Origin of the sequence: Sediminibacillus terrae (assembly GCF_009602435.1) — a bacterium.
Lineage (GTDB): Bacteria > Bacillota > Bacilli > Bacillales > Amphibacillaceae > Sediminibacillus > Sediminibacillus terrae.
Genome location: NZ_VZDQ01000024.1, coordinates 282198 through 306577, shown reverse-complemented (window position 1 = coordinate 306577; position 24380 = coordinate 282198). Strand labels below are relative to the sequence as shown.

22 protein-coding genes and 2 other annotated features are annotated in these 24380 nt (G+C 45.4%); of the genes, 15 read left to right on the top strand and 7 right to left on the bottom strand.

Annotation, left to right across the window (positions count from 1 at the left end):
* Positions 1-159 precede the first annotated feature (159 nt).
* The 4 genes from F6X55_RS12665 (at position 160) to F6X55_RS12650 (ending at position 5010) form a co-directional block, all read left to right on the top strand.
* Entirely contained in the window at positions 160-1014 is an 855-nt protein-coding gene (locus F6X55_RS12665) for an HAD family hydrolase (protein WP_153463749.1), read from the top strand.
* A gap of 668 nt (positions 1015-1682) precedes the next feature.
* On the top strand, positions 1683-2666 hold the full coding sequence (locus F6X55_RS12660) for an aldo/keto reductase (protein ID WP_153463746.1): 984 nt from the start codon (positions 1683-1685) through the stop codon (positions 2664-2666).
* 278 nt (positions 2667-2944) lie between these two features.
* Positions 2945-4162: an ROK family transcriptional regulator gene (locus F6X55_RS12655; protein ID WP_153463743.1), complete on the top strand. Its 1218-nt coding sequence runs from the start codon at positions 2945-2947 to the stop codon at positions 4160-4162.
* A gap of 38 nt (positions 4163-4200) precedes the next feature.
* On the top strand, positions 4201-5010 hold the full coding sequence (locus tag F6X55_RS12650) for a pentapeptide repeat-containing protein (RefSeq protein WP_153463740.1): 810 nt from the start codon (positions 4201-4203) through the stop codon (positions 5008-5010).
* A 284-nt stretch (positions 5011-5294) separates the two neighbouring features.
* On the opposite strand, the gene F6X55_RS12645 is transcribed toward F6X55_RS12650, so the two are convergent.
* From F6X55_RS12645 to F6X55_RS12620, 6 genes are all read right to left on the bottom strand, one after another.
* Entirely contained in the window at positions 5295-6713 is a 1419-nt protein-coding gene (locus F6X55_RS12645; protein ID WP_153463736.1) for a DUF4179 domain-containing protein, read from the bottom strand.
* A complete protein-coding gene (locus tag F6X55_RS12640) occupies positions 6691-7233 on the bottom strand; it encodes a sigma-70 family RNA polymerase sigma factor (RefSeq protein WP_153463734.1) in 543 nt (180 codons plus the stop codon). The genes F6X55_RS12645 and F6X55_RS12640 overlap by 23 nt, the downstream gene beginning before the upstream one ends.
* Before the next feature lie 173 nt (positions 7234-7406).
* A complete protein-coding gene (locus F6X55_RS12635) occupies positions 7407-8450 on the bottom strand; it encodes an aldose epimerase family protein (protein WP_153463731.1) in 1044 nt (347 codons plus the stop codon).
* A gap of 15 nt (positions 8451-8465) precedes the next feature.
* Positions 8466-9959, bottom strand: coding sequence for a UDP-glucose--hexose-1-phosphate uridylyltransferase (gene galT / locus F6X55_RS12630; protein WP_153463727.1), 1494 nt, complete (start codon positions 9957-9959; stop codon positions 8466-8468).
* Positions 9959-10960, bottom strand: coding sequence for a UDP-glucose 4-epimerase GalE (galE, locus tag F6X55_RS12625; RefSeq protein WP_026568716.1), 1002 nt, complete (start codon positions 10958-10960; stop codon positions 9959-9961). The genes galT and galE overlap by 1 nt, the downstream gene beginning before the upstream one ends.
* 28 nt (positions 10961-10988) lie before the next feature.
* The gene (locus F6X55_RS12620; RefSeq protein WP_026568715.1) at positions 10989-12155 is read right to left on the bottom strand and encodes a galactokinase; all 1167 of its coding nucleotides are present in this window, start codon (positions 12153-12155) and stop codon (positions 10989-10991) included.
* A 368-nt stretch (positions 12156-12523) separates the two neighbouring features.
* On the opposite strand from F6X55_RS12620, the gene F6X55_RS12615 reads away from it, so the two are divergent.
* Positions 12524-13081 (top strand): nitroreductase family protein, encoded by a 558-nt coding sequence (locus F6X55_RS12615; protein WP_026568714.1) that lies wholly within the window; start codon positions 12524-12526, stop codon positions 13079-13081.
* A gap of 765 nt (positions 13082-13846) precedes the next feature.
* Positions 13847-14623, top strand: a complete 777-nt coding sequence (locus F6X55_RS12610; RefSeq protein WP_026568704.1) for a 3D domain-containing protein — start codon at positions 13847-13849, stop codon at positions 14621-14623.
* Positions 14624-14875: 252 nt separating this feature from the next.
* On the opposite strand, the gene F6X55_RS20330 is transcribed toward F6X55_RS12610, so the two are convergent.
* A complete protein-coding gene (locus F6X55_RS20330) occupies positions 14876-15007 on the bottom strand; it encodes a hypothetical protein (RefSeq protein WP_268744596.1) in 132 nt (43 codons plus the stop codon).
* A gap of 222 nt (positions 15008-15229) precedes the next feature.
* Here F6X55_RS20330 and F6X55_RS12605 point away from each other — a divergent pair, with 222 nt between their 5' ends.
* The 9 genes from F6X55_RS12605 (at position 15230) to trpA (ending at position 24052) form a co-directional block, all read left to right on the top strand.
* Positions 15230-16339, top strand: a complete 1110-nt coding sequence (locus F6X55_RS12605; protein ID WP_051382155.1) for a DEAD/DEAH box helicase — start codon at positions 15230-15232, stop codon at positions 16337-16339.
* A 22-nt stretch (positions 16340-16361) separates the two neighbouring features.
* Positions 16362-16910: a hypothetical protein gene (locus tag F6X55_RS12600; RefSeq protein ID WP_153463724.1), complete on the top strand. Its 549-nt coding sequence runs from the start codon at positions 16362-16364 to the stop codon at positions 16908-16910.
* Positions 16911-17028: 118 nt separating this feature from the next.
* Positions 17029-17273: a binding site (T-box leader), on the top strand.
* 50 nt (positions 17274-17323) lie between these two features.
* Positions 17324-17573, top strand: a binding site (T-box leader).
* 71 nt (positions 17574-17644) lie between these two features.
* Positions 17645-19057, top strand: a complete 1413-nt coding sequence (trpE, locus tag F6X55_RS12595) for an anthranilate synthase component I (RefSeq protein ID WP_153463721.1) — start codon at positions 17645-17647, stop codon at positions 19055-19057.
* Positions 19038-19640 (top strand): anthranilate synthase component II, encoded by a 603-nt coding sequence (locus F6X55_RS12590; RefSeq protein ID WP_153463718.1) that lies wholly within the window; start codon positions 19038-19040, stop codon positions 19638-19640. Before trpE ends, F6X55_RS12590 begins: the two co-directional genes overlap by 20 nt.
* Positions 19621-20649, top strand: a complete 1029-nt coding sequence (trpD, locus tag F6X55_RS12585) for an anthranilate phosphoribosyltransferase (protein ID WP_153463715.1) — start codon at positions 19621-19623, stop codon at positions 20647-20649. The genes F6X55_RS12590 and trpD overlap by 20 nt, the downstream gene beginning before the upstream one ends.
* Positions 20649-21425, top strand: a complete 777-nt coding sequence (gene trpC, locus F6X55_RS20240) for an indole-3-glycerol phosphate synthase TrpC (protein ID WP_237648661.1) — start codon at positions 20649-20651, stop codon at positions 21423-21425. Before trpD ends, trpC begins: the two co-directional genes overlap by 1 nt.
* 12 nt (positions 21426-21437) lie before the next feature.
* On the top strand, positions 21438-22055 hold the full coding sequence (locus F6X55_RS20235; RefSeq protein ID WP_237648660.1) for a phosphoribosylanthranilate isomerase: 618 nt from the start codon (positions 21438-21440) through the stop codon (positions 22053-22055).
* Between the two features lies 1 nt (position 22056).
* Positions 22057-23262, top strand: coding sequence for a tryptophan synthase subunit beta (gene trpB / locus F6X55_RS12575; protein WP_153463713.1), 1206 nt, complete (start codon positions 22057-22059; stop codon positions 23260-23262).
* Entirely contained in the window at positions 23255-24052 is a 798-nt protein-coding gene (gene trpA / locus F6X55_RS12570; protein WP_153463710.1) for a tryptophan synthase subunit alpha, read from the top strand. Before trpB ends, trpA begins: the two co-directional genes overlap by 8 nt.
* Positions 24053-24380 lie beyond the last annotated feature (328 nt).

Here is a 24380-nt window from a genome sequence, read left to right as displayed (position 1 = left end):
CCTTTCCTTATCCTTATTAATAGTGAATCATAAACAAATAAGTGTGTAAATTTCGGCTATCATTCCCTTCTTGATTAGGACTTTACACCATTTGACTTGCTAATGTAACAAAAAACGGTATTCTGGAAAAGGACTAAGTTATACAACGGAGGTAAACAGATGACATTTCAGGCGAAAGCGGTAATTCTAGATATGGATGGAACCATGCTCGATCAAACAAACCAAGTGAGCGACACATTGGCAGATATCATCAAAACAATCCGGCGAAATCGCAGACTGGTATTCATTGCCACCGGCAGGACTCTAAAGGAAGTGAAGGACCCCCTTCCCGCTGATTTGGAGGTGGATGGAATTGTTTGTGCCAATGGTATGGTGGTCTACATAAACGGAAAGCAAATCGTAAAACATTCCTTGGATGACAATTTGGTCAAGGAATTAGTGTCGAAGGCCCGGGAGGAAAAAATGTATTACGAAGTGCATCCGATAGAGGGAAGCGGATCTGCTTTGATGAAGGATAAAGGTTATTTTACTGCAGAGATTGCAGAGCCGATGCCGGCTTCAGTGAAAGAGGATGAATGGCTATCCCGAAAAGCGGCAATCAAGGAAGACATTGAATGGACAGACAATCTGCCGGTGGCCGATGCTGCCAAGATTTATTTCTTCAGCAGAGACAAGAAGCGGATGACTATCTGGAAACAGACTTTGGACGAGCTAAAGCAAAAGCATGACTTTAGTGCTTTCGCTTCCTCTGACCACAATGTAGAAGTGATGGAGAAAAACGTTTCAAAAGCGACAGGTGTTCAATATTTGTTGGAGCATTATTCTTTGACCAATGACGAAATCATGATGATCGGCGACAGTGAGAATGATTTGCCATTGATGAAAATAGCCGGGTATGCGGTAGCGATGAAGAACGCGGCGGATATAGTAAAGCAGCAAGTAGACGAAATTACGACATACAGCCACAAAGAAGACGGGTTATACAAGTTTTTATTTGAAAAGTTCGCAGAGTGAGCAATAGGGACCAGGCTAATCTTTCCCTTCACCATTCGAAAAACGAGCGGGGACAAAAGCATCGTGATCAAAATAAAAACCGAACGAAATTGATTAGTATTTAGAATTCGCTCGATTTCTGCTTTGGTGGTCCTGCTTTCATCCCTGCCTTGCTTTTTTCGTCGATATCTGAATGTTTGTTAAAATATTTCAAGGATCAACATGTGCTTGATTGGAAGATTCGTTGAATACTTGAAAGGGAATTGCATGAAATGAGGTGACAGAGTGCTTAAGAAAAGCATGAGCTTTCCTTCAACATACTTTGTTGTATCAACTGTTTGGCAATTGATTTTCAATAAAGAGATTGAATGGCTGGATAACATAATGGTGTGTTTTATCATGTATTTGTTTATTCTGTTTCATGAATGGTCGAAGACTCCCTATAAGTGGGGGAAGGATGAACAATAAGTTGAATTTGCAGGTGGATATTTCGGTTCATTTGTTGATGGGAAAGATTTTGAGACTATTATCTATTAATTAAACAATCTAGTCCTTGGATGGAATTATCTATTCTTGGGGGCAAGGCGCTTCGCTTCTCATGAAAGCGTTACATTTGTAGTGGTTATGCGGGCATGCCATAATTGATTTGTATTTCAAAATTTTAAGGACTTTTGGAGGGAGCAGGTCAGATGAATTACCGTCAATTAGGCAATACGGATCTAAAGGTAAGCGAATTGAGCTTTGGTACTTGGGCAATCGGCGGTTCCTGGGGAAATACCAATGATGAAGAATCATTGAAGGCCCTCCAGCATGCCATGGACGCCGGAGTTAATTTTTTCGATACAGCAGATGTTTATGGCGATGGACACAGTGAGGAGCTGCTGGCCAAGGCGACAAAAGGAAAAGAAGATGACATCCATATTGCGACAAAATTTTGCCGGGCCGGCGATATCGAAGATCCTGAAACGTACTCGGAACGGCGAGTAAGGGAGTACTGTGAGAACAGCTTGAAACGGTTGAACAGGGATACAATTGATTTGTACCAGATTCATTGCCCGCCACTCGCCATTTTGAAAGACGGCAGGGTCTTCGAGGTGCTGGATAAATTGAAAGCCGAAGGGAAAATCCGCCATTATGGAGTCAGCGTTGAAACCGTGGAAGAAGGATTGTATTGTTTGGAAAACACGGATGTTTCGGCCTTGCAAATTATTTTCAATATTTTCCGGCAAAAGCCTTTGGAAGAATTGATTCCACAGGCTTACCAAAAAGGAGTTGGGGTCCTGGCACGCGTGCCTCTTGCAAGTGGTCTGTTGACAGGGAAGTTTAGCGAGAACCACAGCTTCCAGGCAGATGATCACCGCAATTTCAATCAAAACGGGGAAGCATTCAATGTGGGAGAAACGTTCGCAGGTCTCGAATTCAACAAGGGTGTCCAATTAAGTGAACAGCTTAAATGGATCGCCAACGACAGGGACAGCATGTCGAAAGCGGCGCTTCGCTGGATTTTGGACCATGAGGAAATCACCTGTGCAATTCCGGGCTTCAAAACAGTCAAGCAGGTGGAAGATAACTTGAAGTCATTAGAGGTGCCAAGCTTCAGCGCCGAGGAAATGGATAAATTGCAAAAGTTCTACCAACACGATGTCCATGACCACATTCGCGGCGCTTACTAAAGAATCCATCCGAAACATCGTAAAAGAACAGTTGGCAGATAAAGAGGTTGGGACAAATGTATCGTGAACAAACCAAAAACCTGACGATTCTAGTTCGTTGGGTTTTTGGTTTATAAAATTTATAAAAAGAGCAACGCTTCACTCCGGCAAGGTACTTCGCTTTCCCCCGGCCACTTTTTGACTTTCTTTTTTCTATGAGAGGATTTTTAAATAATAAATTAACTTAATTAAGCTGTGGTATAATCTAGGTACAAAAATAACAACAGGTGGGAAAAGCGATGCAGCGTGGAAGCTTTCAGTGGATGAAGACATTGAACAAATCCATCATCCTGAATAAAATAAGGACGAGCGGGCCCATATCGCGGGCCCAGATAGCCAAAGATACTAAATTGACGCCGCCTACGGTCAGCAGTATTGTCAAAGAGCTGATCGAGCAGGGGATCGTCCGGGAGAGTGCCCAGGGAACCTCGCAGGGTGGCCGCAAACCGACGATGCTGGTCATCAACCGTACAGAATTCTATATCATCGGAATCGATGCAGGACCTCGAACCGTTAAATTTGTTCTGGCGGATTTGTCGGGCGACTTGAAAGAAGAAAAGATTACTCCAATAGACAGTACGATAACCAGTCAACAATTTATTGAGGTCCTGATCACCGGTGTAAAAAGCCTTCTATTGGCCCGGAAAGGCTTGGTTGGCAAAATTGTCGGGATAGGAGTCGCTATGCACGGCGTAGTGAAAGTGGAAGATGGAGTGTCCGAATTTGCACCGAATCTCGATTTGCGCGATGTGGCGATAAAAGAGGAGCTAGAAAAGGCCTTCGACTATGAAGTGAAGGTCGAAAACGATGCACGGGCGATGGCGCTGGGAGAGGCATGGTTCGGGGATAGTGAAGGAGTAAAAAGCATGCTGGCATTGAATATCGGCAGCGGTATCGGTGCCGGATTGATGATTGATGGAAAGCTCTATCATGGTGAATATGACTTGGCGGGAGAAATAGGTCATATGACGCTCGATCTTCACGGTGAAAAATGTACATGCGGCAACAATGGTTGTCTGCAAACAGTTGCTTCAGGGCCTGCTATCGAAAAACGTGCTAGAAGACTGCTGGACGAAGGAAGAATGTCCGGCTTAGCTTCCTTGATGGACGATAAGGAGGACCAGGTATCCGGCGAACTTGTTTATCAGGCGGCAGTCCAGGGAGATAAGGACTCCAAGGCAATACTGGAGGAAACCGGAACCTATATCGGCATTGGTCTCACCAATCTGATCCATGTCATCAACCCGAGTAAAATCGTCATCGGCGGGGGCGTTTCCAACGCAGGGGACATAATTTTAAAGCCTATTAAGGAGACCATTAAAGCAAGGGCATTGACAGCTGAAGCGAAACAGACAGAGATCACCATTTCGCCGTTAAGGGGAAATGCGACAGTTTTAGGGGCGGTGGCCCTGGTACTGACCGAGTTGTTTGATCCGTTGCCCCGTATTTCCGGTTGAAGAAAGGGGAAACCATGGATGATGGGAGAGAAAGTTAGATGATGGAATATGAATTGCAAGCTGATTGCTCCCGTTGCTTTGGACTTTGTTGTGTTGCCTTGCCTTATGCAAAGTCCTCGGACTTTGCTGCCAACAAAGCAGGAGGAACGCCTTGTTCCTACCTCCAAGACGATTATCGCTGCCGTATTCATGAAATGCTACGAAAAGAAGGATACCGTGGCTGTACTGTATATGAATGCTTCGGGGCCGGGCAAAAGGTCTCCCAGCTTACATATAGGGGCAGAAGCTGGCGGGACCATTCCGAGTTGAAAGAAGAAATGTTCAGCGTTTTTTCGGTTATGCAACAGCTGCAAGAAATCATTCGTTATTTGCATGAAGCGGTTCATCTCGCGGAAGCGGGGTCACTGTCAGGTGAACTGAAAAAGGTCTTGGAAGAGACGATACGGCTTACTGAATTACCTCCGGCTGAACTCTTACAAGTGAAGGTTTCAATTCATAGAAAAAAAGTAAATAAGTTGCTGGTCAAAACGAGTGAATTGGTGCGCAAAAGGATACGTAGCGGAAAAGATCTTCAGCTAACGGAAAAGGATGACCTTATAGGCGCTGATTTACGCGGAACGGATTTGAAGGGTGCTGATCTCAGAGGTAAGTGGCTGATAGCTGCAGATTTGTATAAGGCAGACTTACGTGCTGTCGATTTTATTGGAGCGGATTTACGAGATGCAGATGTAAGCGGAGCTGATTTCACGGATAGTATTTTTCTTACCCAGGCGCAGGTAAACGCAGCAAATGGCGATGATGCTACTATCCTTCCACCTGCACTAAAGATACCGGAACATTGGAAGTAAAGGACAAAAGCGCAAGCGCCTGTTTAAAGGAGTACAGGCTAAAGCCGCCACGTCCTGGGGGCAACGCCTGCATGACCCACATCGTGTGGGCCTCCGACAAGCTTAAGAACACTCTCGGCGTGGCGCTTTTTGCTACACAGAGAATGGGCTTAAGACCTCGAGGGGGGTAGGCACTGGAGCTGGACGTGGCTGTTTCAGCCATTAATTATCCACAGTCAATTAAATTTATAATTTATACTAAGAAAAAGGAGCCGGGTTCTTTCCGCCTCCTTTTCCGTTGTCACTTATTTCAAGTCCACTTTTATAGGTTCCATTTTAATCGGTTTTTCATTTGCGCTTAAGGTAGCGAACGGAACAAGGAGGGAGTAGTTCTTAAAATCGAAATCAGCCGGATTATCTATGGTATAAATGGATTGAAAGTGCAAACTGTTTTCATCGAGTAAAGTTGCCTGATCACTCCGAATCTCGTGTTCAAGCATCTTTTGTCTGTCCAGTTCTCCTTTTTCATTCCTTTGAACATTGTCTGATTTAATTAGTTGGATAAAATCAGCAAAGTTTTGAATGATATCTTTTCTGATTTTACTTGTATCGGTATGTTGTATCGTATAATCCACTATTATTTGTTCTCCGTTTTGTTCCATGTTGGTTACCTTAACAGCATAGTCAAACCTGTTGCTTTCCACTGTGAAAGGTGCTTGTTGATCCATCGCTCCAATCTGCATCGTATCATTTTTTATTATCTCAGGTTGAATTGTTAAAGAGTTTGCATCCTCACTGATTTTGCTGCTAAATAATTCTTGGTATTCTTTTGTAACAGAAGACCCATCTGACTCGGTTGTCAAAAGATTTGGATGGTATTTTGATAATCGATTACCTTTATTATCGACTACATGGATTCTGATTTCATCTTTCTCCCCCACTAATGGAAAAGTGGTCTTGTAATTTAATGTTGTGGTTGCTTCCCCTTTGACGACCGATTCCATTGTAAGAGAGTAACCTTTACCTTCCAATTTGCTCTCAGCATTTGAATAAATGGTCTCTGGAGGAATTTGCTCAACAGGAATATCGAAATTCCATTTTCCCTTTACACCGGTAATCGAAGTAAAGGTTAAGGGCAACGAATAGCTAGCGGGTAAATCAGCTTCTGCGTTATAAAACTCCATTGAAGCGATATAACCATCTTCGGTTTCTGTCAATTCTTTCATCGTTGAAGACCATTGATTTTGTTCTTTTCCATCAAAAAGGTGAAAGGCATATCCGGCTTCTGGTCCGCGATCGCCCCCCATGTTTTCCAGAGAGATTTTCTCCCCTTTTGCTTGGAACGTGACTCCGATGATATTCCCGTCATAATAAGCGCTTGTTATGGTTATATCGACCCCGTTACTCGTCGCCTTTTTGTTTAGCTGGGTCACTAAATCACTTTCCATTAACTCATGACCAATTTGTAAGCCAGCTTTTTCATAGACACTGCCCAACAAGGGAACCGTTGACAAGGCATAGGAAACGGGAGCGAATACGAATCCGGCTGCCAGGAAAAAGGTGGCTGCACCTGCTGCAATCGTGCCGGAAAGCTTGATCCTGGATTTTCTACGTGCCCTTTTTTCTCTTCGCCCTCTGGTTATTCCTTTGTCTATCGCATGGAAAATCTCGCTTTCGGGAACATCGATTTCGCTGATTTGTTTATGATAACGCTCTTTGTCCATAGTGATGCACTCCCTCCAAATAATGTTTTAATTCCTTTTTTGCTCTGCGCAAATAGGTTTTTACGGTGTTTTCCGGCTTTTCCATGGTTTCAGCGATTTGATGAATGGGTAAGTCATGGTAATAAAATAAGATGATGACTGTCTGATATTGTTCACTTAAATAAGAAATAGCGTTCAGCAAATCCATCTTCGTTTCTACATCCTGATTTCCTTCTGTTTCAGGCAAATGGTGAATAAGGTTTTCATCATAAACAACCTTTTTCCGTTTTCTTAATAACTCATAAGCTGTGTGAATAAGAATTTTCGTAAGCCATGTGTAAAAGTATTCGGGTTTTTTAACTTGGTTTATGGAGACAAAAGCTTTATAGATTGTTTCCTGAAGCACATCGAGAGCGTCTTCCTTATTTTTAACGTAAAGAAATGCTGTTTTATACAATTTCTCACTTTCATTTTTTACAAGTGTTTCAAAGGCAGCTTCGTCTCCTTTTATTGCTTTTTTGACTAGGGATGAGTGTTTCAAGTTTTTGCCCTCCTTTCACCTGTTAGAGCAATTAGTGAATAGAAAAGTTTCAAAAAAGTTATTATTTAAAAGAACAAATCGATATAAAGGGAGTCCCCAACCATAAAGAAAGGGTGCCAACTCATATTAGCACCCTTTGTCAATAAGCAGATATGGAATTGTTGTATTTCTCTCTAAGAAAAAAACTGAAACACTGTCCGGGAATAATAGTCTTCTCCGGCAGGCAGGAAGCAGGAAGGAAATCCTTTATGGTGCAGCGAGGAAGGAGAAGCCTGTGTCTCAAAGCAAATACCCAGGTATTGCGCAGATTCCCGCTCCTTCAGCTGTAACCCTTCCCCCAAGCCATTGGAAGTGTACATGACCATTCCAGGCTGGTCGGTTTTAATCGTCATTTTCCTTCCGCTATGTTGATCGGCGGCAGTGACTTGAGACTCCTTTTTCTTGTCAAAAATAAAGTAATGATCGTAGCCGTGCCCGGCATAGATATTCTGCTGGTGATCGGATTGGATTCCATCCTCTATTTTTCTACCCTGGCGGAAATCAAACACCGTTCCTCTGACATCCAGTTTGTTGCCGGTTGGAATCAACGCTTCATCGAGCTCGACGAACTGACTGCTGTCGAGGGTAACTTCGTGATTCCGGATATCAGATTGTAAATCACCGCTTAAGTTAAAGTAGGAATGGTTGGTCGTGGTCAACACGGTATCCTTGTCTGCCGAACCCTGGTAGGTGATGGAAAACTGATTGGTGTTGTCCAGGGTGTATGTGATTTTCATTTCCAGATTGCCGGGATATCCGTTTTCTCCATCCCCACTTTGATGGGTAAAGACAACGCCCACCATATTTTCTTTTTCAAAGGTTTCTGTCTGCCATATCGTTTTATGGAAAGCATCCGGTCCGCCATGTAGATGGTTTTCCCCTTCATTTGGCGGTAGTCGGTAGGTTTTTCCGTTAAGGGAAAAGGAGGACCCTTCGATTCTTCCGGCTACGCGGCCGATCAGAGCCCCAAAGAAATTTGGATTGTCGAGATAATCTTCGTAGTTTTTATATCCAACCACGATATTTTCTTTGCGGCCGTTCTTGTCGGGCACCAGTATCTCCGTGATAATGCCGCCGAAATCGAGGCAGCTCAACTCCATGCCACGGTCATTGGAGAAAGTGAACCGTTTCCAGTTTTGTCCGGTGGAAAGAGCAATTTGTTCCTGTTTGATTTGCATTCGATACACTCCTTGCTAGTCTTGATTCAATGCCATGATAAATCGCTGAAATGCCTGGCTGCCTTGTTCATCCCGTTTGAAGACACCTGCATCTTCCAATACTTTGGTGAATTTTCTTCCTACTTCATCTTGTAAAATTGCTCCCACGTTCTCTTTGTGGATCTGATTATTCCGTTTGATTTGTTCTGCCCAGTTGCGGTGATGGTTAGGAACCGCTTCCGTTTCTTCGAGTAAAAAGCGTTTGACTTCCTCCAGTTCGGATTTGAGTCTGGCTGGCAGTACCGCTAATCCCATCACTTCGATCAGCCCGATGTTTTCCCGTTTAATATGATGCACATCGGCGTGGGGATGGAATATCCCCAAGGGGTGCTGTTCGGATGTACGGTTGTTGCGCAGGACAATGTCCATTTCCAAGCGGCCGTCCCGCATCCGGACTATCGGTGTAACCGTGTTATGTGGCGTACCACCGCTATAAGCTATGATTGCCACATGCTCGTCCTCGTAATTGCGCCATGTTTGCAAGATATGGGTTGCAGCTTCCACCAGCTCCATACGGTCAGGAGAAGAAAGACGTATAACAGAAAGCGGCCAGTCGACTATTCCGGCTTGCACAGCCGGGAAATCCTTTAACGAAAATGTTGCCGTTTTACCAGCAGCTTCCATGGCAAACTGATAACGGCCGCCTTGGTAATGATCATGGCTGAGAATCGACCCCCCTACAATCGGCAAATCTGCATTGGAACCGAGAAAATAATGCGGAAACTTTTCTACAAATGCGGTCAGGCGCAAGAAGGTTTGCCTGTCGATTTTCATTTCCCGGTGCTCTTCCGCCAGTACAATGCTGTGTTCGTTGTAGTAAACATAAGGGGAATATTGCAGGTACCAGTTTTCTTCCTCCAAAGATATTTTCACGATCCGGTGGTTGGACCGGGCCGGATGGCCGATTCTGCCGACATACCCTTCGTTTTCCCTGCATAACACACATTGCGGGTAACCAATCGCTTGTTTTTCTTCTTTTTCCCGTCTGATTTGCTCTGGATCTTTTTCCGGTTTGGACAGGTTGATGGTAATATCCATTTTCCCGTAAGCAGTGTCTGCTTTAAAGTGGATGTTTTTACTGATACGCTTCATTTGGATATAATTGCTGTCTTTGCTTAAAGCATAAAAGTAATCTGTCGCCTGCTCTGCTCTTTCCCGATATTTGGCTTCAAATGTCTGCTGGACGGCAGAGGGTTTCGGCAGGAAGATATTCATCACATTGGCCGAAAATATTTCCTTTTCATCCAGCACATCCTCGATGATTTGATTTTCAACCGCGTAACCGACAAGCTCCTCGACGAAGTCGGGAATGGAAGTCTGCTGCGTATCAGCTGGGCCTTCATCTTGATAATCGTTCATTTTCAACAGCCCAAGCAGTTGGTTGCGTACATAAACAGCATCTTGCCGCTCAATCAATCCGGTGGAAATGGCTTTATCTATTAAACTGGCAATCGTTTGAAAGACAGACATTATGCCCCGACTCCTCCATCATAGCCGTGAGGATGGTTGCGATGCCACTTCCATGCATCCTCGATGATCGTTTCGATCGAGGTGCGTGAAGGCTGCCAGCCCAAAATGCGCTTGGCCTTTTCCGCCGATGCAATCAGGACGCTTGGATCGCCGGGTCGACGCTCACCGGGCACAGCCGGTATCGGTTTGCCGGTCACTTTCCGGGCGGTATCGATGATTTGTTTTACCGAAAAACCTTGATTGCTTCCAAGGTTGAAAATCTCGCTTTCTCCGCCATTTTCCAAGTAAGACAGCGCAAGCAGGTGAGCATCAATCAAGTCTTCCACGTGAATGTAATCCCGGATGCACGTGCCATCTTCAGTGTCGTAGTCTTCTCCGAAAATAGTGATGGCCTCACGCTGCTCCAGTGCGGTCTGCAATACAATTGGAATCAAGTGCGTCTCTGGCTGGTGATCCTCGCCGATCTCTCCTGTCCTTCTCGCTCCGGCTACATTGAAGTAACGGAGGGATACGTATTTGAGACCATAGGCAAGGGCACACCATTTCATCATTTTTTCCATTGCCAGTTTTGTTTCCCCGTAGGCGCTTTCCGGATTTGTCCGCATGTCTTCGGTAATCGGAACAGCTTCCGGCTCTCCGTAAGTGGCTGCTGTGGAAGAGAAAACAATCTTGTCGACGTTGTGTGCCTTCATGGTTTCCAGCAGTACCTGGGTACCGTGCACATTGTTGCTGAAATATTTCAGCGGCTCCTGCATAGATTCGCCGACAAGCGAATTAGCAGAAAAATGCAAGACTGCATCGATGTCTTCCTTGCTAAATATATCATCTAAAAACGGTTTATCTCGGATATCTCCTTGATAGTAAGCCGCATCGGGATGGACAGCTTGGCGATGCCCGGTTTCCAAACTATCTACCACCACCACACGATGATTTTGATCGATTAATTGATAGACTGCATGTGAACCGATATATCCAGCTCCGCCTAATACCAAAATACTCATTTTTCCCACTCCTTTTGAGGATTTTCTTTTATAATGGTTTAGCTCCGTCGCTTATTGTCGCGGGGTAAAAAGAGGCATCATATCCAACTTGTTGCCGGTATAATTGGTTTACATTTTCTCGGAAGCTATTCACATCTTTTTCCGGAACGATGGCGATGGCGCAGCCGCCGAAACCGGCTCCTGTCATTCTTGCCCCCAGAACACCAGGCTGTTTCCAGGCTGCTTCGACAATCGTATCGAGTTCCTTGCCTGTAACCTCGTAATCCTGCTGCAACGAAATGTGCGACTGGTTCATTAGTTCTCCGAATTGCTTGAGGTCATTATCCTTCAAGCTTTGAAGCGCCTTTAACGTCCTGCGGTTTTCATAAACGGCATGCTTGGCGCGTTTGCGATCGAGTGCATGTTGAATAGCGTGTTTGTTTGCTTCAAATTGCTCCTCTGTTAAATCTCCCAAACTACTAATGCCGATTACTTTCTGTAAATCGGCAAGTGCCCGCTCACATTCCATCCGTCGTTCATTATATTTCGATCCTGCCAATTCTCTTCGCTTGTTGGTGTTGATGATCATCACGATATACTCCCATAGCTGAACAGGGGCATAGGAATAATCCAGTGACTGACAATCGAGCAATATAGCATGATTTTTTTTGCCCATTCCGATGGCAAACTGATCCATTATTCCACTGTTGACACCGATATACTCGTTTTCTACTTTTTGGCCTAGCTGGATCATGCGGATGCGGTCAATAGGTAATTCATAGAGTGACTCGGCCACAACTCCGGTCACCATTTCGATCGATGCAGACGATGATAAACCTGCGCCATTGGGAATATCTCCCCAAAATAAAATATCTGCTCCCGAGGAAATGGTGAGCCCATCCTTCATTAAATAGTTTATCATGCCTTTTGGATAATTGGCCCATTGATCTTTTTCCTGATAGTCCAGCTGATTCATTTCACATTCAATGATACCGGTTTCAGGGAAGTTGACCGAATAAAGCCTGATGGTCTGATCATCACGTTTGGCAGCGGCCGCATAAGTGCCGAATGAAATGGATGCGGGGAAGACGTGGCCGCCATTATAATCCGTGTGTTCCCCGATTAAGTTGATTCGTCCGGGTGCAAAGAACGTATGGGGCTGTTTTGTAGACTGAAAAATCTTCTGAAACGTATGAATGAGTTGTTTTGTATCCATCTAATACTCCTCTCTCCTGAAAAATAAAACAACTTAATTAAATTAATTAATTATCTTGTTTTCAGCTTACTATGCTTTCAATTCTTTTTCAAGTTCTTTTTAAGGTATGTTTCAAGGACGGTTACTACCCTCCGCGCATTGCGGAAAATTCACGACCTAGATTAATAGGAAAGGGCATATAATATGGAAAGTGATTTTTTTGTTTGCAGAAAAGGATCGTGTCTGGCAATCAGGAGGAGTTTGAAAGGAGAATTGACACATACCGTAAATCTGATAAGATAAATTTGACAGTAAGTGATAATGATTATCACTATTGATAAATGGTCGAACTTCATATAATTATATAATAAAGCAAAGGGGAGAAAATCATGAATCTTTCTGAATTAATGAAAGACCGACGTTCCATTCAGCTTTATGAGGACCGTCCGGTACCATTGGATGAATTGAAACAAATGTTGGAATCGGCGGTTTGGGTACCCAACCATAAAATGACCCAGCCATGGCGTTTCACCTTTGTCCATGGCGAGTCGCTTAAAAAGGTAGCCGAAATCAATCGCAAGCTGGGCGAAAAAGGCGCCGATCCAGAAGAGCGCAAAGCAAATGGAGAAAAAGCTTATCAAAAGATTGCCAATGTACCTGCCTTGTTGATTGTCACGATTAAAGAAAACCATAATCCGAAGTTCCGTGAAGAAGATTATGCCGCCACTAGCTGTGTGATCCAAAACTTCAGTCTGCTGGCTTGGGAAAAGGGAATCGGCATGATCTGGAAGACAGGTGCCATTACCATGGAGGACGCGTTCCGGGAGGCTGTCGGTGTACAGCCTGGAGAAAGAGTGGCAGGAATGCTGCAAATCGGTTATCCGGCAAAAGTTCCAAAACCAAGACCGAGAGCGGACGTTCAACAACTGATAACAGAATTAGATTGAATGGAGAGCCTGGGGAAAAAGCATAGCGACCAACATGAAAGCCGAACGATGATTAATTAATTCGTTCGGTTTTTGCTTTGGTGGCCATGCTTTTGACCTGGTCACTTTTTGGATGTGTGCAAAATTTAAGTTTTGCTAATGAACGAAAGAAAAGTACATCATGGGGCGATGAAGCTCAGAAAAAGGCAGAAGGACCAAAGAAAAGTACATCAACACGAAGTTAAGGTGGAATCTAATCTTACAAAAGGAGAAAGCCTTTGAAAAAACGGACCCGAAACCCCCAAAAAAAATGGAAGCCCAGCTGCGGGAGGTAGCTGGTATCTTCCATCACAAAGGGGTATTCTCTATTATCTTAACCAACCCATACTAAGAGAATATGAATTTGCCATAAAGAAATTGTAAAGTTGCAAGATATTTCCTCTCCCAGTGGATGATCATCGCGTGAAAAAGCATTGGATTTTTCATGAGAACCTATCAGAGATATCAGAATTTAATTTTTTTAGGAAAATCAAGGGTTGTTTTCCTATTTTTCTATGCTATTAACATAGAATTTATCTAGCAAAAAGGTCCCTTCTCACTATTAAACCTGTTTTTTTTTACATTTTCATGTATAAAAACCAGGATTATTGCCCCACAATTACAAATATGACAAGTCTATGATAAAGGGTTACTTTTGTAATTTACTCTTAAATAGGCTGTAACCACAACACCATTTTGTGTGTGTTACTATAAGGCTTGTCAGAAATTTTGAGGAGGGAAACACAGATGAAGAAATTCGTAGTATCTCTAACTACAGGGCTTATTATTGCAGGGACTGCTGCAACATCTGCATCCGCCGAAGACTATCAAGTAGAGTCAGGCGATACGCTTTGGGGAATCGCCAATGACTATCAAGTATCTGTTGAGACGTTAAGAGATCTCAACGGGTTGGACACAGATATTATCCATCCAGGACAAGATTTAGAAATAGATAAAGCAGAAACTTACACGGTAAAAGAAGGCGACACGTTATTCGGCATCGCGGACGAATACGACGTGAGTGTTTCAGAGTTGAAAGATTGGAACAATCTATCAACTTCTGTGATTCTCCCGGCACAAGAATTGTTGGTGGAAGAATCCAATAATCTTGACGTTATTCCGCAAGTAGAAAACGAAACAGTAGACAAAGAAACAGCAAAAGAAACCGATGCGGATAAAGCCGCAGAACAGGTTGCATCGAAACCGGCACCCGACTCTGAAAAAGAAGCAGATGGCAAAGTGGTAACCGTTGAATCTACTGCCTATACTTCCGATTGTGCCGGATGCTCGGGAATCACCGCGACTGGAGTCAACTTAAATGAAAATCCAAACGCGAAAGTTATTGCAGTTGATCCGAAAGTGATTCCGTTAGGTTCCAGAGTTTATGTGGAAGGATACGGCGAAGCGATTGCGGCTGATACCGGTGGAGCTATCCAAGGAAACCGCGTGGACCTTCATGTACCAACTAAATCAGAAGCATATGACTGGGGCAGAAGAACCGTAGAAGTCACGATTCTTGATTAAATTCCCCCTGTAAAAGAAAAGGCAGAAGCGTTGCAGCGCTTCTGCCTTTTCTTTAAGCAAAGATCCAGCTCCTATCCCCGAGACTTTGATTAAGAGCTTGTCGGAGACCCTCACGGTATGAGCCATGCTGACGTTGCCACAGGATGTGGCGAATGCGACCAACAGGCGCTTGCACTTTTCTTTATCGTAAAAGCTTTTGCCATATTAAATATCACGGCTGTAAGCAAATCTCTCTATTTTATAAAATAGCTTTTAATTGAGTAGTTGGGTTCCTTTGTCGGCTTCCATTTCTACTTTCCCGTCCGGACTTACCGTTTGGACATAACCTACTACTCCGAAGCTAATAATCAACATAAGAAACAAGATGATTAACAGTTTCTTCACTATCATTCTCCCCCTGTTGAATTCTTACTTTTATTGTAAATCAAAGACCTATCCCTTTTCCATAGTAAATTCTAACAATCTTCGATAAAATTCTTACAATATTGTAAGAAAGTTTATATCTTAGCACCGACAGGTTAAAATAGGATTAATGATTGCCCTGCGGTTAATCGATTGCGCTGCAGGGAACACTTTCAAGTGAAACCGATTGAAGAGGTGAAGAGGTTGACGACATTTTCTTCGCTTGGCGTTTCAGCCAAGCTGACAGATATTTTAAAAGACCATGGTATTTATGAACCGACCCCCATACAGGAACAGGCGATTCCATTACTGCATGAAGGGTGGGATGTGATTGCTCAGGCACAGACAGGAACCGGCAAGACATTGGCTTTTATACTGCCGATACTGGAACACTTACAGCCGGAAGCCGATTCTCCCCAAGCATTGATTGTAACACCGACCAGAGAACTGGCTCTGCAAATAACGAGTGAGCTGAATAAAGTGGCGGAACATTTTTCTGGAATACATACGTTGGCTGTTTATGGCGGACAGGATATTCAAAGTCAGTTGAACAAGTTGAAAAAACAGGTGAATATTGTGGTGGCGACTCCAGGCAGGCTGCTGGACCACACCAGGCGCGGTACCATCACCCTTTCCGGCGTTTCCATGCTTGTTTTGGATGAAGCGGACCAGATGCTGCAATTCGGATTTATGCCCGAGATAAAAGAAATTATCGGACAACTGCCGGAACAGCGGCAGACAATGCTATTTTCCGCTACGATGCCTGAAGAAGTGAGAACACTGGCAAAAAATTATATGACCAATCCCCGGAACGTCAAGGTAAAGGGAAGCGATACGACCCTGGAAGGCATTAAGCAAATGGTAATCGAAACGACGGATAGGGAAAAACAGGATAAACTGCGTACAGTACTGGACCAGTTCCGCCCCTTCCTGGCTGTGATTTTTTGCCGCACAAAACGGAGGGCGGCCAAGCTCAACGCCGCTTTGCAAAGCCATGGTTATTTGTCGGATGAACTGCACGGCGATCTTTCCCAGGCGAAACGGGAGAAGGCGATGAAACGGTTCCGGGAAATGAAAACACAGTTTTTAGTAGCGACGGATGTTGCTGCGAGAGGACTGGATGTAGAAGGAGTCACCCATGTGATTAACTATGATATCCCGGAAGATACCGAAAGCTATATCCACCGCATCGGCCGGACCGGCCGAGCAGGAAGTGAAGGCTTGGCAATCACCTTTGTTGCGCCCAAAGACCGGAAATATTTGCAGGCAATCGAGCGGGAGTTGAAAGGAAAAATTAAACGCAAGGAAATATAAAGGCAAAAAGGAGAAGAGGGAAGTGTTACCATTTTCCAAACGATCCATCGATTTCGCATATGCCGACCTGGGACAGCTTCATATGTCTGGTGAACAGCTTTATCCAGGAACGAAAATTGCCATGAAACCTGGGGACGTGCTTTATTCTGCCAAAGGAAGGTCCACTTTCATGGTTGGACATGTGGGAATGGTGGGGCATGACCGGCTTGTCTATCATTCCCATCCCAAAGGCGGCTTTTACGAAGGGTTGGCGGTCTATTTGTCGCGGCACAAATTCGGAACCGATCTGACGATTTTTCGGCCGATGAGGGGAGCAGAGGACGCTGCCAGGTGGGCGGGGGACCATATCTGCGAGATAAAACGGTATGTCTTCGATCCACGGTTGGATACATTGGCTACCAATTATTGTTCCAAATTCATATGGCAAGCGTTTTGGTATGCAGGATATGGTGACATGACCGGAAGAGAGCGTCACGACGGAAAGCTGGCATGGATTTATCCCATGATGATTAAACAGGCGGGTAATTTAAAGCAAATGGCTGTTGTAAGATTGGGCCGGCAAAAAGGGTGAATTCGGAAAGCAAGTTTAAGCCATGTGTATGAATTTTCGGAAAACAATAAATAATTTTCCGTTATCTTGTTGACAAAACAAAAAGACCGTACTATGATTGTAAACAATAATTCAATGAGCTTTGGCAAAGACGAAGAAGAGTAGCACATGCGAAGACGTTATAGAGAGCTGGTGGCAGCTGGAAACCAGTACGTCGGCTGTGTGAATGGACTTCCGAGCCCCAAACCGAACTTCACGGAACAGTAGGCTTTGGCGGATGGCCCAACGTTAAAAGGGCAGGTGCAGACTTCGGTTTGTGCTGTCAGAGCGGCTGTTTTCTTAAATAGCTAAAAAGGTGGTACCACGGGTTCCCTCGTCCTTTATATGGAGAGGGAACCCGTTTTTTTTATACGTTCCAGACAATTAGATAGGTGATTAAATCGTCGAGTAAGAAGAGTAAGTTTTTTGATTTCTTCAAGAGAGCCGGGGATGGTGGGATCCTGGCAGAATAAAAAAACTGAATGGCCTTACGAGAGTTTTTCTGAAAGTGGAGTAGGAAGAACCGTCATTCCCACGTTACAGGGATAGAGTATCGGATGAAGCATTTTAATCGGTCCCGTACTCGAAAAAGCGGAAGGATAATCCTTCAATAGTGGTGGCACCGCGGCAGAAACCGTCCCCTATAAACACAGTTAGTTGTGTTTATAGGGGTTTTTTATTTATCAGCTACATCATTATAAAAGGAGCGTGTGAAAATGACGGTGACGAAGAATATCCCGGTATATAAACAAATGCAAGTGAATGGAGATACATTGACCCCAATCTCCGTGTTCAAACGGTTGAAGGGAGAACGAAAATTTTTATTGGAAAGCTTGGGAAGTGAATCGGAAAAAGGACGGTACTCTTTTTTGGGTGCAGATCCATACAAGGAAATCGTAGGGGATGGCAATCAAGCATTCATCAAAGATACGCTATCCGATCAAGCTTTTACAGAAACCGGCAGGCCACTTGAGGTGGCGAAACAGCATTTGAGGGAAGAGGAACTGCCGCTTCCGTTTCCGTTTTACGGAGGTGCGGTCGGTTACGTCGGTTATGACGCAATTCGGCAATACGAAGATATTGGAGATGTGGCAAACGATGAAATAGCGATGCCAGATATGCACTTGCTGTTTTATCAGGATGTCATTGTTTTCGACCACCTCCACCATACCGTTTCCCTCGTTGCTATCGACATGACGGGGGAACGGGCAGAACAGGAACTGGAGCAGCGACTATCCGACTTGCATCGTATGGTTTCGATGGGGAAGGAGGATGATTCCTCTCTCTTGGAACCGGTCGAATTTACGCCGGAACTGGAGAAACAGGAATTTATGAAAAGAGTCGAGCAGGCGAAACAACATATCGTCGATGGAGACATCTTCCAGGTCGTCCTTTCCCAGCGTATGAAAGCAAGCTTTGATGCCGATCCTTTTACTTTTTACAGGCACCTGCGCCGGGCGAATCCTTCTCCGTATATGTTTTATCTGGATTTTGACGATTACATTGTCCTCGGTGCTTCCCCGGAAAGCTTGATTAAAACGAAAGGTGACCAAGTCATCACCAACCCTATTGCGGGAACCCGGCGGCGGGGGAGGACAACAGCAGAGGATGACAAACTGGCAGGAGAATTGATTACAGACGAAAAAGAGCTTGCCGAACATAAGATGCTGGTGGACTTAAGCAGAAATGATCTGGGAAGAGTTTGCCAGGTTGGATCGATCTCGATTCCGAAATATATGACGATTGAACGATACCAGCATGTGATGCATATTGTTTCGGAAGTACAAGGTACCCTTCTGGCGGGCTATAGCGGACTGGATGCACTGGCGGCGACACTCCCGGCAGGTACTGTGTCCGGCGCACCGAAAATAAGGGCGATGCAAATCATAAATGATCTGGAAAAAGAAAGGCGCGGAGTGTATGCCGGAGCAGTCGGTTATTTGAATATGAACGGAGATGTCGATCTGGCCCTTGCCATCCGGACGATGGTCATCAAGGACGACAAGGCTTACGTACAGGCCGGAGCCGGTATCGTTTTTGACTCCGATCCGGCAGCTGAATATCAGGAGACACTCAATAAGGCGAAATCTTTATTGGAGGTAAACCAACATGATTTTATTAATCGATAACTATGATTCCTTTACGTATAACCTGTTTCAATATATTTCCGAATTAGGCGAAACCGTGCAGGTTGTCCGCAACGATGCAATAAAAATAACGGATATTCAGAAAATGGCCCCGAAAGCAATCGTTTTATCGCCAGGACCCGGGAGTCCCAGTGAAGCCGGGATATGTGTCGAGACGGTACAGCAGTTTGCCGGAAACATACCGTTACTTGGCATTTGTCTCGGACACCAGGCAATAGGGGAAGCTTTCGGTGGTTCGATTGTCCATGCTTCAAGGGTCATGCACGGGAAAACGTCGACGATTACTCATACAGGGTCGCAGCTTTTTGCAGGCTTTCCCGATGGGCTGGAAGTGATGCGATATCATTCCCTCGTCGTGGATAAGACCTCTGTTCCGACTTGTTTGGAAGTAACAGCGTCTTCCGAAGACGACGGGGAAATCATGGCACTCCAGCACCAGGAATATCCAGTTTACGGACTGCAGTTCCATCCGGAATCGATCGGTACGGAAACAGGAAAGGCGATACTTCGCAATTTCTTTTCGACAACACGTAAGGAGGATGTATATGAAACGGTATCTCGATAAATTGATGCAACAGGAAACATTGAGCCAGCAGGAAATGGAGCAGGCAGCACAGGAAATGTTCCAGGATAAAACATCCGAGACGGAAATTGGTGCATTTTTGACCGCGTTGAAAATCAAAGGAGAACAGGCAGGAGAAATCGCAGGACTCGTCAATGTCATTCGGGAAAAATCGATTGCCGCTACCGATGGAATCGATGGGGTGATGGATAACTGTGGCACGGGAGGAGACGGTTCTCACAGCTTTAACATCAGTACTACTTCCGCATTTGTGATAGCCGGAGCCGGAATCCCTGTCGCCAAACATGGAAATCGCAGTGTTTCAAGCAAAACCGGAAGCGCTGATGTACTGGAAGAGCTCGGAGTATCGCTCGATTTGACGAAGCAGCAAATGCAGGAAGTACTGAGGGATAACGGCATCGCCTTTTTGTTTGCACCACATGTGCATCCATCTCTGAAGAAAATCATGAAGGTCCGGCAAAACTTGCGGATCCCGACCATTTTCAACCTGATCGGCCCGTTGACAAACCCGGTAACATTAGAAACCCAGTTGCTCGGCATATACAGCCGGGAGATGCTGGAAATGATGGCTGCAGCGCTGCATCGTCTGGGCCGAAAACGCGCGTTGGTTGTCAATGGCGCCGGTTATATGGATGAAGCTTCGCTGGCTGGAAAAAATCATTTGGTGTTGATGGAAAAGGGCGAATTGATTCCGTTTACGTTACATCCGGAGGAGGTCGGGCTTCCCGTTTATCCAAATGCCGACATTCGCGGTGGAGATGCCAAAGCAAATGCGGATATTTTAAATCGAGTACTGAGAGGAGAAACGGGCGCCTATAGGGATACTGTTGTTTTCAATGCCGGACTGGCGATTTTGGCTAACGGTAAAGCGTCTACCGTCCATGAAGGCGTGGCTCTGGCCAAGGAGAGCATAGATTCGGGAGCAGCATTGACCAAGCTGGAGAATTTGATTGATTACAGCAACAAAGTGAAACAGGAGGTGGTCGGCTGATGACTATCCTGGATAAAATTTTGGCAGAAAAAGCGAAAGAAGTTGCTCAACTGAAACATAGCTACCAGCCGGCATCCCGTGCATCCGTGACAGCGAAACGCTCCTTATATGACCGGTTTATCCATGCTGAAACCATCGGTATCATCGCAGAAATAAAGCGGGCTTCCCCTTCCAAGGGAGTGATAAACACTGCCGTAAATCCACCTGAACAGGCACAGGAGTATGCCGGCAACGGGGCAGGAGCGATTTCGATTTTGACCGATCAGCCATTTTTTCAAGGTACCATGCTCGATTTGGCAGCTGTCCGTCAGAAGGTCGAAGTACCGATTTTGAACAAAGACTTTATGATTGATGAAATTCAAATCGACCGGGCAAAGGATTATGGAGCAGACGTTATTTTGCTGATCGCTGCCGCTCTTCCTAAAGAGCGTTTGACCGCATTATACCAGTATGCGAAGGCAAAAGACCTCGATGTCTTGCTGGAGGTGCATAACGAGGAAGAATTGGACACGGCAAAAGGCATAGGTGCGCAAATCATCGGAATCAACAACCGGGATTTAAAAACATTTGAAGTGGATCTCGGTATTACAGAACGGCTTGCATCGCACATCAAGGATCCGGAAACATTGGTCATCAGCGAAAGTGGATTTCGGCACAGAGACGATGTAGAAAGAGTCCGGCAGCACGGTGTCAAAGGTATATTGGTCGGAGAAACCATGATGCGTTCAGGAAATTTAGCACAGACATTTAAGGATTTGCGGGTGCCGCAGTTTTAGGAGGATGTAGACATGCAAGTGAAAATTTGCGGGATAACGACACGGGAGGCAGCAGAAGCAGCGGTGAACGGGGGAGCCGACTTCATTGGCTTTGTCTTTGCCCCAAGTAAGCGTCGGGTTAGTGTGGAACAGGCCCGCTCCATTGCAGAAAAACTTCCTGCCGAAGTGAAAAAAGTCGGTGTATTTGTCAATGAGCAGGCGGAAACAGTCGAGGAAATTGCCGCACGCGTCGGACTGGATTATGCTCAGCTTCATGGAGACGAATCGCCGGAAATGGTAAAAAGCTTGAAAATCCCTGTAATCAAAGCATTTCAAATCACAAGTACAACAGACCTGAAAAAACTGGCTTTCTATCAATGTGATTACTTTTTGCTCGACAGCCCTGCCGGGAAATATCGTGGTGGGAACGGAGAAGTATTCGACTGGTCACTGACCAGTGAGCTGCCATCATTGAACGGAAAGTTGATTCTGGCGGGCGGATTACATGCCGATAATGTCAGAGAGGCGATACAAGAGGTCACCCCGTATGCGGTGGACGTATCAAGTGGGGTGGAAACGGAAGGGATGAAGGATGAAAAAAAAATCCGCACATTTATTCAAGCGGCAAAAACCACAGGAGAGGAAGGATAACATGAAAACCTACCAACAACCCGATATCCAGGGCCATTTTGGCAGTTTTGGCGGAAGATTCGTCCCTGAAACATTGATGCCGGCCGTATTGGAGCTGGAAAAGGCATATGAAGAAGCAATGGAGGATCCGGCATTTATTGATCAAGTGGATTATTACTTCAAGCAATATGTAGGCAGGGAAACCCCTTTGTACTATGCCGAAAATTTTTCCCGCCAGCTTGGTGGTCCCAAAATTTATTTGAAGCGGGAGGATCTCAACCATACCGGTGCTCATAAAATCAACAATGCCATCGGGCAGGCCCTGCTCACCCAACGGATGGGCAAGAAAAAAGTAGTGGCAGAAACCGGAGCGGGACAGCATGGCGTGGCAACCGCCACTGTTTGTGCATTGCTCGGGCTGGATTGTGTGATTTTCATGGGCAAAGAGGATATACGAAGACAAAAACTGAATGTTTTCCGTATGGAACTGCTTGGCGCACGAGTCGAGAGCGTGGACCAAGGGAGCGGAACGCTTAAGGATGCTGTGAACGAAGCGCTGCGGTACTGGGTGACAAATGTGGAAGATACCCATTATATTATCGGCTCCGTCGTCGGACCCCACCCATTTCCGAAAATTGTGCGGGATTTCCAAAGCGTGATCGGGATTGAAACACGCAAGCAAATTGTTAAGCAGGAAGGGAAACTTCCGGAGGCAGTCGTAGCCTGTATCGGTGGCGGGAGTAATTCGATGGGGATGTTTTTTCCATTTGTCGAAGATGAACAGGTAACGCTTCATGGTGTGGAAGCAGGCGGGTCGGGCATTGACACTGGTAAGCATGCTGCTACATTGACGGACGGAAAAGCCGGTATTCTTCATGGCACCCTCAGCTACTTGCTGCAGGATGAGAACGGCCAGGTGACGGAGGCGCACTCGATTTCAGCCGGCCTTGATTACCCTGGAATCGGGCCGGAGCACAGTCATTTGAAAGAAACGGGAAGAGTCCTCTATGACTCCATCACAGATGCGGAGGCATTGGAGGCATTGCAGCTTTTGACCAAGACGGAAGGAATCATGCCGGCGTTGGAAAGTGCTCATGCGGTTGCTTACAGCATGAAGCTGGCTAAAAAAATGGAGGCATCGGAAACGATTGTCGTCTGTTTATCTGGTCGCGGGGATAAGGATGTGGATACGGTGAGATCTGCGTTTGGAGGGAGTTCATATGAGTAAACAACGAATAAAACAGGCGTTTCAGGAAGTGCTTGATCAAGGCGATAAGGCGTTTGTTCCTTATATCATGGCCGGAGATGGCGGCTTGGACAGTTTAGAAGAAAGGGTTCAATTTTTGCAGGACAGCGGTGCGACCATTCTGGAGCTTGGCGTTCCGTTTTCCGATCCTGTAGCAGACGGCCCGACAATACAGGAGGCGGGTATCCGTGCTCTTGAACAAGGTGTCAGTCTTCGTGCGATATTGGAAAAACTCGGCCAATTCAAGGAAAAACGTTCGATTCCGATTGTCCTTATGACCTATCTGAATCCAATTTATGCATATGGGATAGAGGCATTTGCTTCAGCTTGCCGGACTGCCGGAGTCAGCGGCTTGATTATTCCCGACCTGCCGCTCGAAGAAGAAAACCTGGTCGCAAAGGAGCTGCAGGCAAACGATATTGCCTTGATCCGCTTAGCATCCTTGACTAGTCCTCCAGAGCGTCTGAAGGAATTGGCAAGACGCACAGAAGGTTTTTTGTATGCGGTCACCGTGACCGGAACAACCGGAGCGAGGGCAGATTTCAAGGATGAATTGCAGGAACATTTGGCTTCTTTGAAAAATATTTGCCAGGAACCGGTGCTTGCCGGATTCGGGGTATCGACTCCCGAACATGTCAAAGAACTGAGCGCCAACTGTGACGGGGTGGTCGTGGGAAGCAAAATCGTCGATGCCCTTCATCAAAACAACCGTGAGGAAATCAAAACATTGATAGCTGCAGCAAGCGGCAAGGAGCAGACAACTGCTGAATAACTAGCAATGGATCCTTGTCTAGACAACGAGCTATGCATAATAGGATTTCTTTGGATTTGAATGCAGTTAGAAAGTAAAACAGAGGCCGGGATAAAAGCATGGCCAGTAAAGAAAAAACCGAACGAATTGTAAATTTATACTACATCCGTTCGGTTTTTCTTGATATATTCTCGTTTTATCCTGTTGTTTGATGTGTGCTTCAAATCGCTACGGCCAGATACGCGGAAAGTGAAGTACCTTGCCGGAGTGGAAATTTGCACTATTGTAAGGGGGAGAACGTTTGGTACTCTGTCACATGGGGGGTGTGATTTTTCTTCCCCCCTCTCTT

What these genes read in the sequence shown, in the direction of transcription:
- galE (WP_026568716.1), bottom strand. Translation starts at nt 10,960, where the DNA reads ATGAGTATTTTGGTATTAGGCGGAGCTGGATATATCGGTTCACATGCA.
- F6X55_RS12660 (WP_153463746.1), top strand. Translation starts at nt 1,683, where the DNA reads ATGAATTACCGTCAATTAGGCAATACGGATCTAAAGGTAAGCGAATTG.
- trpE (WP_153463721.1), top strand. Translation starts at nt 17,645, where the DNA reads ATGACGGTGACGAAGAATATCCCGGTATATAAACAAATGCAAGTGAAT.
- F6X55_RS12650 (WP_153463740.1), top strand. Translation starts at nt 4,201, where the DNA reads ATGATGGAATATGAATTGCAAGCTGATTGCTCCCGTTGCTTTGGACTT.
- F6X55_RS12590 (WP_153463718.1), top strand. Translation starts at nt 19,038, where the DNA reads ATGATTTTATTAATCGATAACTATGATTCCTTTACGTATAACCTGTTT.
- galT (WP_153463727.1), bottom strand. Translation starts at nt 9,959, where the DNA reads ATGTCTGTCTTTCAAACGATTGCCAGTTTAATAGATAAAGCCATTTCC.
- F6X55_RS12635 (WP_153463731.1), bottom strand. Translation starts at nt 8,450, where the DNA reads ATGCAAATCAAACAGGAACAAATTGCTCTTTCCACCGGACAAAACTGG.
- trpD (WP_153463715.1), top strand. Translation starts at nt 19,621, where the DNA reads ATGAAACGGTATCTCGATAAATTGATGCAACAGGAAACATTGAGCCAG.
- trpA (WP_153463710.1), top strand. Translation starts at nt 23,255, where the DNA reads ATGAGTAAACAACGAATAAAACAGGCGTTTCAGGAAGTGCTTGATCAA.
- F6X55_RS12645 (WP_153463736.1), bottom strand. Translation starts at nt 6,713, where the DNA reads ATGGACAAAGAGCGTTATCATAAACAAATCAGCGAAATCGATGTTCCC.
- F6X55_RS12610 (WP_026568704.1), top strand. Translation starts at nt 13,847, where the DNA reads ATGAAGAAATTCGTAGTATCTCTAACTACAGGGCTTATTATTGCAGGG.
- F6X55_RS12620 (WP_026568715.1), bottom strand. Translation starts at nt 12,155, where the DNA reads ATGGATACAAAACAACTCATTCATACGTTTCAGAAGATTTTTCAGTCT.
- F6X55_RS20235 (WP_237648660.1), top strand. Translation starts at nt 21,438, where the DNA reads ATGCAAGTGAAAATTTGCGGGATAACGACACGGGAGGCAGCAGAAGCA.
- F6X55_RS12665 (WP_153463749.1), top strand. Translation starts at nt 160, where the DNA reads ATGACATTTCAGGCGAAAGCGGTAATTCTAGATATGGATGGAACCATG.
- trpC (WP_237648661.1), top strand. Translation starts at nt 20,649, where the DNA reads ATGACTATCCTGGATAAAATTTTGGCAGAAAAAGCGAAAGAAGTTGCT.
- F6X55_RS12655 (WP_153463743.1), top strand. Translation starts at nt 2,945, where the DNA reads ATGCAGCGTGGAAGCTTTCAGTGGATGAAGACATTGAACAAATCCATC.
- trpB (WP_153463713.1), top strand. Translation starts at nt 22,057, where the DNA reads ATGAAAACCTACCAACAACCCGATATCCAGGGCCATTTTGGCAGTTTT.
- F6X55_RS12615 (WP_026568714.1), top strand. Translation starts at nt 12,524, where the DNA reads ATGAATCTTTCTGAATTAATGAAAGACCGACGTTCCATTCAGCTTTAT.